Origin of the sequence: Caulobacter vibrioides (assembly GCF_002310375.3) — a bacterium.
GTDB lineage: Bacteria > Pseudomonadota > Alphaproteobacteria > Caulobacterales > Caulobacteraceae > Caulobacter > Caulobacter vibrioides_D.
The window spans coordinates 2,181,160-2,194,778 of sequence record NZ_CP023315.3; the positions used below are offsets into that span (position 1 = coordinate 2,181,160).

The 13,619-nt window shown below is 65.0% G+C and carries 18 protein-coding genes and 3 tRNA genes; 3 read left to right on the forward strand and 18 right to left on the reverse strand.

Going from position 1 to position 13,619, the window contains the following annotated elements; translation table 11 throughout:
- Nucleotides 1-64 precede the first annotated feature (64 nt).
- Genes nuoI through CA606_RS10410 form a run of 15 tightly spaced genes read right to left on the reverse strand, consistent with a single transcriptional unit; the run spans nucleotide 65 to nucleotide 10,201 of the window.
- A complete protein-coding gene (gene nuoI, locus CA606_RS10340) occupies nucleotides 65-556 on the reverse strand; it encodes an NADH-quinone oxidoreductase subunit NuoI (protein WP_010919808.1) in 492 nt (163 codons plus the stop codon).
- 10 nt (nucleotides 557-566) lie between these two features.
- On the reverse strand, nucleotides 567-791 hold the full coding sequence (locus tag CA606_RS10345) for a hypothetical protein (protein WP_096051208.1): 225 nt from the start codon (nucleotides 789-791) through the stop codon (nucleotides 567-569).
- The gene (locus CA606_RS10350; protein ID WP_096051207.1) at nucleotides 788-1,027 is read right to left on the reverse strand and encodes a hypothetical protein; all 240 of its coding nucleotides are present in this window, start codon (nucleotides 1,025-1,027) and stop codon (nucleotides 788-790) included. The genes CA606_RS10345 and CA606_RS10350 overlap by 4 nt, the downstream gene beginning before the upstream one ends.
- Nucleotides 1,027-2,097: an NADH-quinone oxidoreductase subunit NuoH gene (nuoH, locus tag CA606_RS10355; RefSeq protein WP_096051206.1), complete on the reverse strand. Its 1,071-nt coding sequence runs from the start codon at nucleotides 2,095-2,097 to the stop codon at nucleotides 1,027-1,029. Before nuoH ends, CA606_RS10350 begins: the two co-directional genes overlap by 1 nt.
- A gap of 4 nt (nucleotides 2,098-2,101) precedes the next feature.
- The gene (gene nuoG, locus CA606_RS10360) at nucleotides 2,102-4,162 is read right to left on the reverse strand and encodes an NADH-quinone oxidoreductase subunit NuoG (protein ID WP_096051205.1); all 2,061 of its coding nucleotides are present in this window, start codon (nucleotides 4,160-4,162) and stop codon (nucleotides 2,102-2,104) included.
- 5 nt (nucleotides 4,163-4,167) lie between these two features.
- The gene (gene nuoF, locus CA606_RS10365; protein ID WP_010919813.1) at nucleotides 4,168-5,487 is read right to left on the reverse strand and encodes an NADH-quinone oxidoreductase subunit NuoF; all 1,320 of its coding nucleotides are present in this window, start codon (nucleotides 5,485-5,487) and stop codon (nucleotides 4,168-4,170) included.
- 3 nt (nucleotides 5,488-5,490) lie between these two features.
- A complete protein-coding gene (locus CA606_RS10370) occupies nucleotides 5,491-5,757 on the reverse strand; it encodes a hypothetical protein (RefSeq protein WP_096051204.1) in 267 nt (88 codons plus the stop codon).
- On the reverse strand, nucleotides 5,754-5,978 hold the full coding sequence (locus CA606_RS10375; protein WP_096051203.1) for a hypothetical protein: 225 nt from the start codon (nucleotides 5,976-5,978) through the stop codon (nucleotides 5,754-5,756). Before CA606_RS10375 ends, CA606_RS10370 begins: the two co-directional genes overlap by 4 nt.
- Before the next feature lies 1 nt (nucleotide 5,979).
- The gene (gene nuoE / locus CA606_RS10380) at nucleotides 5,980-6,666 is read right to left on the reverse strand and encodes an NADH-quinone oxidoreductase subunit NuoE (protein ID WP_096051202.1); all 687 of its coding nucleotides are present in this window, start codon (nucleotides 6,664-6,666) and stop codon (nucleotides 5,980-5,982) included.
- Nucleotides 6,663-6,995, reverse strand: coding sequence for a nuclear transport factor 2 family protein (locus CA606_RS10385; protein WP_096051201.1), 333 nt, complete (start codon nucleotides 6,993-6,995; stop codon nucleotides 6,663-6,665). The genes nuoE and CA606_RS10385 overlap by 4 nt, the downstream gene beginning before the upstream one ends.
- Nucleotides 6,992-8,242 (reverse strand): NADH-quinone oxidoreductase subunit D, encoded by a 1,251-nt coding sequence (locus CA606_RS10390; protein WP_096051200.1) that lies wholly within the window; start codon nucleotides 8,240-8,242, stop codon nucleotides 6,992-6,994. The genes CA606_RS10385 and CA606_RS10390 overlap by 4 nt, the downstream gene beginning before the upstream one ends.
- Nucleotides 8,243-8,244: 2 nt before the next feature.
- Nucleotides 8,245-8,640, reverse strand: coding sequence for a hypothetical protein (locus CA606_RS10395; RefSeq protein ID WP_010919819.1), 396 nt, complete (start codon nucleotides 8,638-8,640; stop codon nucleotides 8,245-8,247).
- A 21-nt stretch (nucleotides 8,641-8,661) separates the two neighbouring features.
- The gene (locus CA606_RS10400; RefSeq protein WP_096051199.1) at nucleotides 8,662-9,255 is read right to left on the reverse strand and encodes an NADH-quinone oxidoreductase subunit C; all 594 of its coding nucleotides are present in this window, start codon (nucleotides 9,253-9,255) and stop codon (nucleotides 8,662-8,664) included.
- Complete coding sequence (locus CA606_RS10405; RefSeq protein ID WP_096051198.1) at nucleotides 9,252-9,854, reverse strand: NuoB/complex I 20 kDa subunit family protein; 603 nt, start codon at nucleotides 9,852-9,854, stop codon at nucleotides 9,252-9,254. Before CA606_RS10405 ends, CA606_RS10400 begins: the two co-directional genes overlap by 4 nt.
- A complete protein-coding gene (locus CA606_RS10410; RefSeq protein ID WP_010919822.1) occupies nucleotides 9,824-10,201 on the reverse strand; it encodes an NADH-quinone oxidoreductase subunit A in 378 nt (125 codons plus the stop codon). Before CA606_RS10410 ends, CA606_RS10405 begins: the two co-directional genes overlap by 31 nt.
- 199 nt (nucleotides 10,202-10,400) lie before the next feature.
- Here CA606_RS10410 and CA606_RS10415 point away from each other — a divergent pair.
- The 3 genes from CA606_RS10415 (at nucleotide 10,401) to CA606_RS10425 (ending at nucleotide 11,690) form a co-directional block, all read left to right on the forward strand.
- Nucleotides 10,401-10,477 (forward strand) — tRNA-Asp (locus CA606_RS10415).
- Nucleotides 10,478-10,541: 64 nt separating this feature from the next.
- Nucleotides 10,542-10,618: transfer RNA gene (locus CA606_RS10420), tRNA-Asp, on the forward strand.
- 58 nt (nucleotides 10,619-10,676) lie between these two features.
- Entirely contained in the window at nucleotides 10,677-11,690 is a 1,014-nt protein-coding gene (locus CA606_RS10425) for an LLM class flavin-dependent oxidoreductase (RefSeq protein WP_096051197.1), read from the forward strand.
- On the opposite strand, the gene CA606_RS10430 is transcribed toward CA606_RS10425, so the two are convergent.
- The 3 genes from CA606_RS10430 to CA606_RS10440 form a co-directional block, all read right to left on the reverse strand.
- Nucleotides 11,687-12,898: a glycosyltransferase family 4 protein gene (locus CA606_RS10430; RefSeq protein WP_233282146.1), complete on the reverse strand. Its 1,212-nt coding sequence runs from the start codon at nucleotides 12,896-12,898 to the stop codon at nucleotides 11,687-11,689. The genes CA606_RS10425 and CA606_RS10430 overlap by 4 nt on opposite strands.
- Nucleotides 12,899-13,147: 249 nt before the next feature.
- Nucleotides 13,148-13,222, reverse strand: a tRNA-Val gene (locus tag CA606_RS10435).
- 109 nt (nucleotides 13,223-13,331) lie between these two features.
- Nucleotides 13,332-13,610, reverse strand: a complete 279-nt coding sequence (locus tag CA606_RS10440) for an HU family DNA-binding protein (RefSeq protein WP_096051195.1) — start codon at nucleotides 13,608-13,610, stop codon at nucleotides 13,332-13,334.
- Nucleotides 13,611-13,619: the final 9 nt, after the last annotated feature.

Sequence of the window (13,619 nt, forward strand, 5' to 3'; positions counted from 1 at the left end):
AAATCTTAAGTCCAACAACGGCGCGCCGCGTGACGCACCGCCTACCCCGGATTCGGCCCCGTCTTTAGCGGTACGGCGCGTCCAACTCCAGATTCTTCGCGATCAGGCGTTCCCAACGGTCGCCGTTATCGAGAAGACGTTCCTTGTCGTAGTAGAGCTCTTCGCGGGTCTCGGTCGCGAACTCGGTGTTCGGGCCCTCGACGATCGCGTCGACCGGGCACGCCTCCTGGCAGAGGCCGCAGTAGATGCACTTGACCATGTCGATGTCGTAGCGGGTCGTCCGGCGGCTGCCGTCCTCGCGCGGTTCGGCCTCGATGGTGATCGCCTGCGCCGGGCAGATGGCTTCGCAGAGCTTGCAGGCGATGCAACGCTCCTCACCGGAAGGATAGCGGCGCAGGGCGTGCTCGCCGCGGAAACGGGGCGACTGCGGATTGCGCTCGTTCGGATAGATCACGGTCTTCTTCGGTGCGACCATGTACTTCATGGCGAGGCCGAACGCGCCCGCGAAGTCCAGAAGGGCCGCGCCCTTGACCGCCTGAGTGATGCGCTGGAACACCAGAGCTCTCCTAACACTTTTCCTTAGGGAGGGGACGGACGTCCCTACCCTGCTCTTTTTGCTGCCGTCGCAACGTCTGCTCGAGGACACACTTTTGGGTCTTGTCGTCAGCCTTGCGGCGCGCCTCGACCTTGTCCTCAAGCGTCCGCTCCGGCGGCCGCGGAATGCTTTCGCCCCAGGTCGAGCACCCAGCCAGAAGGCCGATCGCCGCGATCCCGAGAACGACCCGCCTCATTTCCCGGTCCGGGGAATGACGCAGGTGTAGTTCGATAGCTGGACAGGGTCTCCCCCGTCCTGCTTGGCCCGGATGGTTCCACCCGAGGCCTTGCACTTGTCGCCCTCGCGCCGGAGATCGTCATAGCTGACGACGCCATCGCCCAGGGAATAGGACCGATCCGGAGCCGACACCGCCTGGCAGGCCACCAGGGCGGCCCCGGCCAGGGTCAAGGCCAGGATCGCGGCCCGACGCATCAGGCCGCCGGACCGAACACGCGCCAGGCGGCGACCGCGGCGACCAGCACCAGCGACGTCGGCAGGAACACCTTCCAGCCCAGGCGCATCAGTTGGTCGTAGCGGTAGCGAGGCACGATGGCCTTCGCCATGGCGAACATGAAGAACCAGAAACAGATCTTGGCGTAGAACACCAAGGCCAGGAAGAAATTGGCCGCGAACGGGTGCCAGCTGTTCAGGAAATCGGTCGGGAAACCGGGGTTCCAGCCGCCGAAGAACAGGACGCTGATCATCGCGCACATCAGAACGATGTTCGAATATTCGGCGACCATGAACAGCAGGTAAGGCGTGGAGCTGTACTCGACCTGATAACCGGCAACGAGTTCGGATTCAGCTTCCGGCAGGTCGAAGGGCGGGCGGTTCGTCTCGGCCAGGGCCGAGATGTAGAACATGCCCATGGCCACGACCATGACCGGCAGCAGAACGAGGTTGTTCAGCCCGCCGCCGAAGACGTTCCAGTTCCAGATCCAACCCGTCTGCTTCTCGACAATGGTCGACAGGTTCATCGAACCCGCCAGCAGGATCACCGTGATGATGATCAGGCCTATCGACACTTCGTACGACACCATCTGAGCGGCCGAACGAAGGGCGCCCAGGAACGGGTACTTCGAGTTCGAAGCCCAACCGCCCATGATGATGCCGTAGACGCCCAACGAGCTCATCGCCAGCAGGTAGAGAATGCCGACATTGAGGTTCGAGACCACCCAGCCCGGCGCGAACGGCACCACGGCCCAACCGACGAAGGCCAGGATCAGGCTGATCAGCGGCGCCAGGATAAACACGACCTTGTCGGCGCCGGCCGGGATCACGATCTCCTTCAGCACGAACTTGAAGAAGTCGGCGAAGGACTGCAGCAGGCCGAAGGGACCCACCACGTTCGGGCCCTTGCGCATCTGAACGCCGGCCCAGATCTTGCGGTCGGCCAGCAGCAGGAACGCCAGGCTCAACAGCACCCAGATCACGACCAGCAGGATCCCGCCGGTGGTCAGAAGGGTCCAGGAGACGGCGGGGTTGGCGAAGAACGCTTGCATCGGCCTACTCCGCCGCGATCTTGGCGGCGCCCGAGGCCACGGCCGCGCACTCGGCCATGGTCACGCTGGCGCGCGCGATGGGGTTGGTCAGGTGGAAGGCCTTGACCGGGCTTTCGAACGGCGCGTCCGAGACCTCACCGTCAGCACCAAGAGCGCCGACGTCAAAGACCGTCGCCACCGAGCCCGGCGCGTAGTCGATCTGACCGAAGGTCGGGTGATCGGCGAAGAGCTTGGCGCGCAGCTGGTCCAGGCTGTCGTACGGCAGCTTGTGGCCCAGAACTTCGGACAGCGCCCGCAGGATCGACCAGTCTTCCTTGGCCTCGCCCTTCGGGAACACGGCGCGGCGGCCCATCTGCACGCGGCCTTCCATGTTCACATAGAGGCCGTTCTTTTCGGTGTAGGCCGCGCCCGGCAGGATCACGTCCGCCTTGTGGGCGCCGTTGTCGCCGTGGGTGCCGAGATAGATCTTGAAGGCGTCCGACGCGGCGGCTTCGCACTCGTCGGCGCCCAGCAGGAACAGCACGTCCAGCGCGCCCGGCTTCAGCATATCGCCGGTCGACAACGCGCCTTCGGCCGGGACGAAGCCCATGTCGAGGCCCGCAACGCGCGCGGCGGCGGTGTGCAGCACGTTCCAGCCGTTCCAACCTTCGCGGACGACCTTCATCGTCTTGGCGAGGCCGGCGGCGGCCTTGAGGATCGCCGCGCCATCAGCCCGCGCCAGAGCGCCCTGGCCGATAATGATGGCCGGACGTTCGGCGGCCTTGAAGGCCGCGACAAAGTCGCTCTTGCTCTTGGCCAGGCCCGACAGCGTCTTGGCGCCCGCGCCGAGATAGTCGTAGCCGAAGGTCAGGTCGGCCTGCTCGCCGATCACGCCAAAGCGGGTTTTGCCGGCGATCCACTGCTTGCGGAAGCGGCTGTTGAGCACCGGGGCCTCGAGGCGCGGATTGGCGCCGACGAACAGCACCACATCGGCGTTCTCGATGCCGGCGATCGTCGCGTTGAACAGCCAGCCTTCGCGCGGACCCGCGCCCAGGGCCGAACCGTCCTGACGGCTGTCGAGGTTCTTCACGCCCAGGGCGGTGAAGAGGTCCTTCGTCGCCTTCAGGCTCTCGGCGTCCTGCAGGTCGCCGGCGATCACGCCCATGCGCTCCGGCGCGGTCGCCTTGACCTTGGCGGCGATGGCCGCAAAGGCCTCGGCCCAGGTGGCCGGCTTCAGCTGGCCGCCGACGCGAACATACGGGCGGTCAAGACGCTGACGGCCCAGACCGTCGACCGCATAGCGGGTCTTGTCCGAGATCCATTCCTCGTTGACCTCGTCGTTGATGCGCGGAAGCACCCGCAGCACCGCCGCGCCACGCGCGTCGACGCGGATCGACGAGCCCAGGGCGTCCATGACGTCGACGCTCTCGGTCTTCTTCAGTTCCCACGGCCGGGCTTCGAAGGCGTAGGGCTTGGAGGTCAGGGCGCCGACCGGGCACAGGTCGATCACATTGGCGCTGAGCTCCGACGTCACCGCCGCGCCCAGATAGGTCGTGATTTCAACGTCTTCGCCGCGCGAGATCAGGCCGATCTCCGGCGAGCCGGCGACCTCGGTGATGAAGCGGACGCAGCGCGTGCACTGGATGCAGCGCGTCATCACGGTCTTGATCAGCGGGCCCATCGACTTCTCTTCGACGGCGCGCTTGTTCTCTTCGTAACGGCTGTCGTCACGGCCGTAGCCAACCGCCTGGTCCTGCAGGTCGCACTCGCCGCCCTGGTCGCAGATCGGGCAGTCCAGCGGGTGGTTGATGAGCAGGAACTCCATCACCCCTTCGCGAGCCTTCTTGACCATCGGAGTCTTGGTGAAGATCTCCTGGCCCTCAGCGGCCGGCAGGGCGCACGAGGCCTGCGGCTTCGGCGGGCCGGGCTTCACCTCAACGAGGCACATCCGGCAGTTGCCGGCGATGGACAGGCGTTCGTGATAGCAGAAGCGCGGGATCTCTTCCCCGGCCAGCTCCGCAACCTGCAGAACCGTCATGCCGGGCTCGAACTCGACCTCGACGCCATTGACCTTGGCGATTGCCATTCTAGTTACTCCGCCGCGATCAGCTTGGCGCCCTGCACGTGCAGGCGACCGCTACGATAAGAAGCGATCCGCTCCTCCACCTCATGGCGGAAGTGGCGGAACAGACCCTGGATCGGCCAGGCGGCCGCGTCGCCCAGGGCGCAGATGGTGTGACCCTCGACCTGGGTCGTCACGTCCAGCAGCGTGTCGATCTCTTTGGGATCGGCCTCGCCGGTGACCATGCGTTCCATGACGCGCCACATCCAGCCGGTGCCTTCACGGCACGGCGTGCACTGGCCGCAGCTCTCGTGCTTGTAGAAGTACGACAGGCGGGCGATGGCGCGAACAAGGTCGGTGTCCTTGTCCATGACGATGACGGCGGCGGTGCCCAGGCCCGACTTCAGGTTCCGCAGGGCGTCGAAGTCCATCGGGAGGTCTTCGCACTGCTCGGCGGGGATCATCGGCACCGACGAACCGCCCGGAATGACGGCCTTCAGGTTGCCCCAGCCGCCCCGGATGCCGCCGCAGTGGTCCTCGACCAGTTGGCGGAATGGGATGCTCATCGCCTCTTCGACGTTGCAGGGCAGATTCACGTGGCCCGAGACGCAGAAGAGCTTGGTGCCGGCGTTGTTCGGACGGCCAAAGCCGGCGAACCAGGCTGCGCCGCGACGCAGGATCGTACCCGCAACGGCGATCGATTCCACGTTGTTGACCGTGGTCGGCATGCCGTAGAGGCCCGCGCCGGCCGGGAACGGCGGCTTCAGGCGCGGCTGGCCCTTCTTGCCTTCCAGGCTTTCCAGCAGGGCCGTCTCTTCGCCGCAGATATAGGCGCCGGCGCCGTGGTGGACGTAGATGTCGAAGTCCCAGCCGTGGACATTATTCTTGCCGACCAGCTTGGCCTCGTAGGCCTGCTTGATCGCCGCTTCCAGGCGCTCGCGCTCGAAGACGTACTCGCCGCGGATGTAGATGTAGCAGGCGTGAGCCAGCATCGCGCGCGAAGCGATCAGGCAGCCCTCGATCAGGAGGTGCGGGTCATGCCGCATGATCTCCCGGTCCTTGCAGGTGCCCGGCTCGGATTCGTCGGCGTTGACGACCAGGTAGTGAGGACGACCGTCCTTCACTTCCTTGGGCATGAACGACCACTTCAGGCCGGTCGAGAAACCCGCGCCGCCCCGACCGCGCAGGCCGGAGTTCTTCATGTTCTCGATGATCCAGTCGCGCCCGGCGTCCAGGATGTCCTTGGTGCCATTCCAGCAGCCGCGCTTCTTCGCGCCCTCAAGGCCCCAGTCGTGGAGACCGTAGAGGTTCGTGAAGATGCGGTCCTTGTCTTCGAGGATACCGACCATGACTCAGCTTTGCGGATCGAATGGATGGGCGCGCACATAGCGCGTCCGACGAATGATGACATAGGCGAAAAGCGACCAACCCGCGCCAATGATGGCGAGGCCGGCCACAACCGCCCAGAACGGCGCGCCTTCGACGACACGACCCCAGACCAGAAGGATCGCGCCCAGCAGGCACGCCACGAAGCCGAAGCCCCGTTCGCGACGATGCAGACCCCGGATGGTGTCGGCATACGCCGCCTTGCGGCTGTTGAGGTCGCTGTCGTCGATCATGACGAAGCGCCCTCCCCCTTGGTCGCGCGCATCCAGCCCAGGATGAACCAGATGTGCGAACCCAGGCCCGCGACGATGGCGCCCAGGAAGACCAGCCGCAGCCAGTCGATCCGCAGCGACACCGCGCCATAGATCGCGACGCCGGCCAGCACGAAGCACACCGCGTTGATGACGAGCATCGCGGTGAGGCGCTTCTTCTGGAGGGCGGCGTCAGCGGTCATGTTAGGCGGCGGGCTCCGACTTCGGAGCCTTCTTGGGCTTTTCGGGCAGGTTCGGGATCTTGATCTTCTTGGCGTACGAGCCGTCGTACAGCTTCGGATCGGTCAGGGTGTGGATCGCGCCCCTCGGCTCCGAAGCGCCACGGCCCTCATAGCTGCCCGGCTGCGGCGCCTTGCCGGCGGCGAAGTCGTCGAGGATCTTGGCCAGGCTCTCCGGCGTCAGGTCCTCGTAGTAGTAGTCGTTGATCGCGGCCATCGGCGCGTTGCAGCAGGCGCCCAGGCACTCGACCTCTTCCCAGCTGAACTTGCCGTCGGCCGAGACGTGGTGGGCCGGACCGATCTTGTCCTCCAGCACCTTGCGCAGGTCGAGCGCGCCGCGCAGCTGGCAGGGCGTGGTGCCGCACAGCTGGACGAAGGCGACCTTGCCGACCGGCTGCAGCTGGAACATCACGTAGAAGGTCGCGACCTCCAGAACGCGGATGACCGGCATCTCGAGCTGCTTGGCGATCTCCTGGATCGCCGGCTCGGAGATCCAGCCCTCCTGCTTCTGGGCCAGCCACAGCATGGGGATCACGGCCGATTGCTTGCGCTCGGCGGGATACTTGGCTTTCCACCAATCGGCCTTGGCCTGGCTTTCCTTCAAAAAGGCGAAGCTGGCGGGCTGTTCTTTAGCGAGACGGCGAACGCTCATCGTGCGAAATCCACGCGGGCGATCTTGTCGCCCTTGAAGGTGTAGATGGCGGCGACCTGGAACGGCGCATCGCCGTTGCCGCGGTCGACATGCTCGTGATCGATCACATTGGATCCGACCACGATGCGGTTCAGTAGCTTCGCCTGGTTCTTGGGAAACTCGGCGAAGGTCTTGGCGTAAAAGGCGCGATAGGCCTCGATGCCCGTGCGCGCGACGTCACCGTTCAGCCCCGCGACGACCACGTCGTCGGAGAAGTGGGCGCAGTGCGCGTCCAGATCCTGGGCGTTGTAGGCGTCGAGCTGCGCCTGGGCGATATCGGCCAGGCTCAACGGTCGATCTCCCCGAACACGATGTCCAGCGAGCCCAGGATGGCCGACACGTCAGCCAGCTGGTGGCCACGGTTCATCCAGTCCATGGCCGCCAGGTGCGGGAAGCCCGGCGCGCGGATCTTGCAGCGATACGGCTTGTTGGTGCCGTCGGAGACGACGAACACGCCAAACTCGCCCTTCGGCGCCTCGACGCAGGCATAGACTTCACCGACCGGGGTCTTGAAGCCTTCGGTGTAGAGCTTGAAGTGGTGGATGAGCGCTTCCATCGAGCGCTTCATCTCGGCGCGGCGCGGCGGCGAGACCTTGTTGTCTTCCGACAGCACAGGGCCGTGCGTCTTGCGCAGCATCTCGCAGGCCTGGCGGATGATCTTGGTCGACTCGCGCATCTCCTGCATGCGGCAGAGATAGCGATCGTAGCAGTCGCCGTTCTTGCCCAGCGGGATGTCGAACTCGAAGTCGTTGTAGTTCTCGTAGGGCTGGCTGCGGCGCAGATCCCAGGCGATGCCCGAACCGCGCACCATCACGCCCGAGAAACCCCAGCTGATCGCCTCTTCCTTGCTCACCACGCCGATATCGACGTTGCGCTGCTTGAAGATGCGGTTGTCGGTGATCAGACCTTCGATGTCGTCGCAGATCTTCGGGAAGGCCTTGGCCCAGGTGTCGATGTCCTCGACCAGCTCCGGCGGCAGGTCCTGGTGGACGCCGCCCGGACGGAAGTAGTTGGAGTGCAGGCGAGCGCCGCAAGCGCGCTCGTAGAACACCATCAGCTTCTCGCGCTCCTCAAAGCCCCAGAGCGGCGGCGTCAGGGCGCCGACGTCCATGGCCTGGGTCGTCACGTTCAGCAGGTGGTTCAGGATCCGGCCGATTTCCGAGTAGAGCACCCGGATGATCTGGCCGCGGATCGGCACTTCGACGCCGAGCAGCTTCTCGATGGCCAGGCAGAAGGCGTGTTCCTGGTTCATCGGCGCCACGTAGTCGAGGCGGTCGAAGTAGGGAATATTCTGCAGGTAGGTCCGCGCTTCCATCAGCTTCTCGGTGCCGCGATGCAGCAGGCCGATGTGCGGATCGACGCGTTCGACGATTTCGCCGTCCAGCTCCAGCACCAGGCGCAGCACGCCGTGCGCGGCCGGGTGTTGCGGGCCGAAGTTGATGTTGAACTTGCGAACAGGCGTTTCCGGAACGGCCGGAACCGCGGATTCGTCTCGGACAAGTTCAGTCGCCGCGACGGGCGATGGCGTTCCGGTCATGACTATGGACCTTCGTTACGCTGTTCGATGCTGAGCGAGACGATCAGTCCCGCGATCAGCAGGACGACGCCCAGCAAGGTGATGATGGTGGTCGCGACGTCCCAGCTTTGGGAAATCGCGGCCTGAGACAATGGCAAGGCCAGCAAGACTGAGGCGGCCCCCAGCAGCGCGCTGCGCAGCTCGGCCACTTCCATCCGCCGGATGCTGGCCCCGATGGCCAGCGTGATCACCGAGATCATGATCGCGACGCCCAGCGACTTGTTCTGATCCGCCGAGATCGTCGGCGCCTTCGTGAACCACCCCGTCAGCCGCATCCCGATGGTCATCAGGAACGCGGTTGAAAAGGCGACCAAGAAGAACGCTGTGGCGGAACGGAACGAAGGCCGTCGCAAACCCATGAGTCGGCATCCCCTTGCTCGCTATTGCGCCTTCTCGTCACCGGGGAGCGCGTACTTGGCGCCTTCCCAGGGCGAGAGGAAATCGAACGCACGGAACTCGGTAATCTTCACAGGTTCATAGACGACGCGCTTGAGCTCATCGTCGTAGCGCACTTCCACATAGCCCGTCATCGGGAAGTCTTTCCGGAGCGGGTGACCGTGGAAACCGTAGTCGGTCAGGATTCGACGCAGGTCGGGGTGACCGTCGAAGAAAATGCCGTACATGTCGAACGCTTCGCGCTCGAACCAGTCCGCCACCGGGAAAACCGGCGTGATGCTGGGGACGGGCGTATCCTCATCGGTCGAGACCTTGAGGCGGACACGGTGGTTCTTCACTAGCGACAGCAGGTGATAGACCACGTCGAAACGCGCGGCCCGCTCCGGATAGTCGACACCCGTCAGGTCGATCAACTGATGGAAACGGCAGGCCGCGTCGTCACGCAGGAACGTCAGCGTTTCGATGACCGACGCCGCGCGCGCGACGATGGTCAGTTCACCGAATGCGACAGAATGTCCCAGCACGCCCGGAGCGCGGGCGACGATGTCCTGACCGAAAAGTTCCAGGGCTTGGCTCATCGCTCGATCGTCCCCGTCCGGCGAATCTTCTTCTGCAGCTGCAGCACGCCATAGACCAGGGCCTCGGCGGTCGGCGGGCAGCCCGGCACATAGATGTCGACCGGCACGACGCGGTCGCAACCGCGCACGACGCTGTAGCTGTAATAGTAGTAGCCGCCGCCATTGGCGCAGCTGCCCATCGAGATCACGTAGCGCGGCTCAGGCATCTGGTCGTAGACCTTGCGCAGAGCCGGGGCCATCTTGTTGGTCAGCGTGCCGGCGACGATCATCACGTCCGACTGACGCGGGCTGGCGCGCGGCGCGAAGCCGTAGCGCTCCAGATCGTAACGCGGCATCGAGGCCTGCATCATCTCGACGGCGCAGCAGGCCAGACCGAACGTCATCCACATGAGCGAGCCGGTGCGCGCCCAGGTGATCAGGTCATCCGCAGCGGCGGTGATGAAGCCCTTGTCGGCCAGTTGCTGCGACACGCCGTCGAAGAACGGGCCGTGCAGCTTGGGGTCATAGCCCTCGACCGTCGAGCGGCCGGCGGACAACGCCGGGACCGGGGACGAGTTGGCGGGAACGATCACTCCCATTCGAGGGCGCCCTTCTTCCATTCATAGATGAAGCCGACGGTCAGGACGCCCAGGAAGGTCATCATCGACCAGAAGGCGAACTGCGCCACGTCTTGCGGCAACTTCATCAGCGTGACCGCCCAGGGGAACAGGAACGCGACTTCCAGGTCGAAGATGATGAAGAGGATCGACACCAGGTAGAACCGGACGTCGAACTTCATGCGCGCGTCGTCGAAGGCGTTGAATCCGCACTCGTAGGCGGACAGCTTTTCCGGGTCCGGCGCCTTGGGCGCGAGCACCGCGGCGGCGAGCAGGAAGACGATACCGATGGCCGCCGCTATCCCGAGAAAGATCACGATCGGCAGGTACTGGAGAAGGAAGGCGGTCATGACAGCCCTTGGCTTGAATCGAGCGGGTTGTAGCCCACTGTCGCCAGCGCTTCAAACGCCCTGCGCATATTGAGAAACGATCGCAACTAATTGCGATTTGTTGGTTCTTCGAGATCGCCGTTGACACGAGTCTTCACCCGACATATCAGACGCGCCTCGCCGATCGGCGGGTCGCACTTTCGCTTCGGCGAAGGGGTATGCGGATGTAGCTCAGTTGGTTAGAGCGCCGGCCTGTCACGCCGGAGGTCGCGGGTTCGAGCCCCGTCATTCGCGCCACCCTTTCAGAGGTGATAGGCTCCCTCCCTCGGTCACGGACGACTGTCGCGCCTTGGCGCACGACGCGGATGTAGCTCAGTTGGTTAGAGCGCCGGCCTGTCACGCCGGAGGTCGCGGGTTCGAGCCCCGTCATTCGCGCCACCGTCCCCTTCCCCTTTAAAATAAAGACTTCTTCGCAAGGGCTTGTGCCGCAGCGTCGTTGCGCCATCTAGCGACCATGACTCCTCGCCCTTATCCGCCCTTCTCGGTTCTAGATCTTGCCCCGGTGCCTCAGGGCGTGGGCGTTGGCCAAGCTCTGCGAAACAGCATCGACCTGGCCCGGCATGCCGAAGCCCTCGGATTCGATCGCTACTGGCTGGCCGAGCATCACAACATGCCGGGAATCGCCAGCGCCGCGACCGCCGTGGTCATCGGCCAGGTGGCGGCGGCGACCACAACGATTCGGGTCGGCTCAGGCGGCGTCATGCTGCCAAACCATGCACCCCTGATGGTGGCCGAGCAGTTCGGAACCCTGAATGCGCTCTATCCCGGGCGCATCGACCTGGGCCTTGGGCGCGCGCCGGGCACCGATCAGGCGACGATGCGCGCCCTTCGGCGATACGCCGGCGCGGTTGATTCGTTCGCCCAGGACGTCGTCGAGCTGCAGCACTGGTTCAAACCGGCGAGCGCCGATCAGAGCGTGCGCGCCGTTCCGGGCGAGGGCCAGGATGTCCCGATCTGGATTCTAGGCTCCTCGACCTGGGGAGCGCAGCTGGCGGCGGCGCTTGGCCTGCCCTACGCGTTCGCCGCGCACTTCGCGCCTGATGCTCTGCTTGAGGCCCTGGCGCTGTACCGCCGCCACTTCAAGCCGTCGGAGACCTTGGAGCGTCCCCGCGCCATGGTGTGCATCGGCGTTTGCGCCGCCGATACGGATGAGGAGGCCAAGCGGCTGTCGACATCGACCCAGCAACAGTTCCTGGCCTTGCGCCGGGGACGACCAGGCCTGTTGCCGCCGCCGGTCGACGATATTCGCGAGCATGCCTCGCCAGCGGAGTTGGCCGGATTGGACCACACGCTCCGGTACGCCGCCGTCGGCTCCGCCGAGACCGTCAAACGCAAGATCGATCAGGTGCTGGAGATGACGGGCGCGGATGAGCTGATGGCGGCGGCCCAGATCCACGATCACGAGGCGCGCAAGCGCAGCTATGAAATTCTGGCGTCGATCCGCAACTAGTGCGCGGCCTTTGCCGAAAGGCCCTCGAAAGCACGCCGACCAGCTAACCGGCCATAGATCGCGCACAGCTCGGTGAAGACCGTGTCCCAGCCATGGCGCGCCACCGCGCGCCGGCGCGCTGCGGCGCCGACGAGGCCCAGATCGCGTGCGAACAGGGCCTCGATGGCCTCCGCAAACGCGGCCGCCTCCGACGCCTGGGCCAACTGGCCAACATCCTCGTCGACCGACTCCGCCACCCCACCGGCCGAAACGCCCACAACCGGCAGACCGCACGCCATGGCCTCAAGCACGATCAGGCCAAACGGTTCGTTGTCGTTGGCGTGAACAAAGGCGTCGCAGCTGGCGAGGATGGCGGCCAGTTCGACCGGATCTCGCACATAGTCGATGCACAGGGTGCGGTCGCTGACCGGAGCCCCGCCCCCCGCGCCAACGAACAGCAACCTGTAGGGATCGCCGAGCCGTTCGACGGCCGCGACCAACACATCGAGTCTCTTCTCCCTGGCCGGGCGGCCTGCGAACACCAAAAGCCGCTCGTTCGCCGCCAAGCCCAGACGACGCCGGAGACCCTCGCGATCCGCGCGGTCCGGGTGGAAGATGCTGGTGTCGACCCCAAGCGGGAGACCGATCGCATCGTGCACGCCCGCCTCGATCAATCGTCCGGCGATGAACCGGCTGGGCGCCACCGCCTGGTCAAACTGTCGGTAGATCGCCGCCCATCGCTTCTGCACCGGCCTTTCGGCCCAATCGCCGATGTGAAGCGCCGCCAGCTTTCCAAGATCAGTGTGGCAAAACCCCACAACCGGCACGCCCAGAGCGTCACCGGCGCGTAACGCCGCCAAGCCCGGCGTATAGGGATCGCCCGCCTCGATGATGTCAGGCTGCTGGCGGATCAGGCGCTCCATCCACGCCTGTTTGACGACGGGCCAGCGATAGCCCGCGCCGAACGGCAAGGGCGCGGCGTAGATCGAAACCCGTCCCTGGCCGTCGTAAAAATCCCGAGCGCCCGGCACGACCAGCGTGTGGCGAACATCCGGACGGCAGGCAGCGAGCCACGCGTGCTTTGACGACAGGTACCGGCGCACGCCACCGCTGCGCGGCGCATAGAGCATCGTCGTATCAATGAGGCGGACGGGATCCTCGCCTGAGGGCCGGGCCTGAACCTTGAGACCCTGACGGTCTGGAAGCGGGTCAGGTCTCCTGTGCGTCACGCCGAATCCTCATCGTCACTGGTGGTCGCCTATTCCGCGCCGGAACGATAAAGGTTTTGCGACAGTTAAGGTTCCTCAGCGCCAATAGAAGACCTTGGATTGACCCCGCCTCGTTTCAAGGGCTTCCGCAGAAAGACCTCAGCCTGGGCGTTGAGACTCCTGAGTTCGGCCTCCGCCAGGCGCTCAATAGCCGATAGAAGCTCGGCGCAGACTCACGTGAGCCGCGGTGGGATTTCCATGTCGTGAGAATGGTGGGCAGTGAGGGGATCGAACCCCCGACCCTCTCGGTGTAAACGAGACGCTCTACCGCTGAGCTAACTGCCCTCTTGGGAGCGCGCTTCTAGCCGTCCGCGCCGCCTGCGCAAAGCCCAAAACGAAAAGGCGGAGCGTCAACGCCTGACGCTCCGCCCTTTGGGATTCACGAGATCGTCGACTAGCCGTTCAGCGCCGACTTCAGCCCCTCACCCACCTGGAACCGCGCGGTCTTCGACGCAGGCCGGTTGACGGTTTCGCCCGTCCGGGGATTGCGAGCAGCGCCGGCGGCGCGGCTCACGGCCTTGAAGGTGCCAAAGCCGACCAGACGCACGTCTTCGCCAGACTTCAGAGAGTCGGTGACCGCTTCGATGAAGGCCTCCAACGCGTCCTTGGCTTGGCTCTTGTTGATACCCGCCTTTTCGGCGATCGCCGTAACGAGCTCGGCTTTTGTGGTCATGTTTCTCTC

Bases quoted from the DNA above. Each gene is read 5' to 3' on its own strand.
- CA606_RS10350 (WP_096051207.1), bottom strand. From the start codon at position 1,027: ATGCGTCGGGCCGCGATCCTGGCCTTGACCCTGGCCGGGGCCGCCCTG.
- CA606_RS10375 (WP_096051203.1), bottom strand. From the start codon at position 5,978: ATGACCGCTGACGCCGCCCTCCAGAAGAAGCGCCTCACCGCGATGCTC.
- CA606_RS10405 (WP_096051198.1), bottom strand. From the start codon at position 9,854: ATGGAAGAAGGGCGCCCTCGAATGGGAGTGATCGTTCCCGCCAACTCG.
- CA606_RS10370 (WP_096051204.1), bottom strand. From the start codon at position 5,757: ATGATCGACGACAGCGACCTCAACAGCCGCAAGGCGGCGTATGCCGAC.
- nuoE (WP_096051202.1), bottom strand. From the start codon at position 6,666: ATGAGCGTTCGCCGTCTCGCTAAAGAACAGCCCGCCAGCTTCGCCTTT.
- CA606_RS10440 (WP_096051195.1), bottom strand. From the start codon at position 13,610: ATGACCACAAAAGCCGAGCTCGTTACGGCGATCGCCGAAAAGGCGGGT.
- CA606_RS10395 (WP_010919819.1), bottom strand. From the start codon at position 8,640: ATGGGTTTGCGACGGCCTTCGTTCCGTTCCGCCACAGCGTTCTTCTTG.
- CA606_RS10410 (WP_010919822.1), bottom strand. From the start codon at position 10,201: ATGACCGCCTTCCTTCTCCAGTACCTGCCGATCGTGATCTTTCTCGGG.
- CA606_RS10400 (WP_096051199.1), bottom strand. From the start codon at position 9,255: ATGAGCCAAGCCCTGGAACTTTTCGGTCAGGACATCGTCGCCCGCGCT.
- CA606_RS10345 (WP_096051208.1), bottom strand. From the start codon at position 791: ATGAGGCGGGTCGTTCTCGGGATCGCGGCGATCGGCCTTCTGGCTGGG.
- nuoH (WP_096051206.1), bottom strand. From the start codon at position 2,097: ATGCAAGCGTTCTTCGCCAACCCCGCCGTCTCCTGGACCCTTCTGACC.
- nuoG (WP_096051205.1), bottom strand. From the start codon at position 4,162: ATGGCAATCGCCAAGGTCAATGGCGTCGAGGTCGAGTTCGAGCCCGGC.
- CA606_RS10390 (WP_096051200.1), bottom strand. From the start codon at position 8,242: ATGACCGGAACGCCATCGCCCGTCGCGGCGACTGAACTTGTCCGAGAC.
- nuoF (WP_010919813.1), bottom strand. From the start codon at position 5,487: ATGGTCGGTATCCTCGAAGACAAGGACCGCATCTTCACGAACCTCTAC.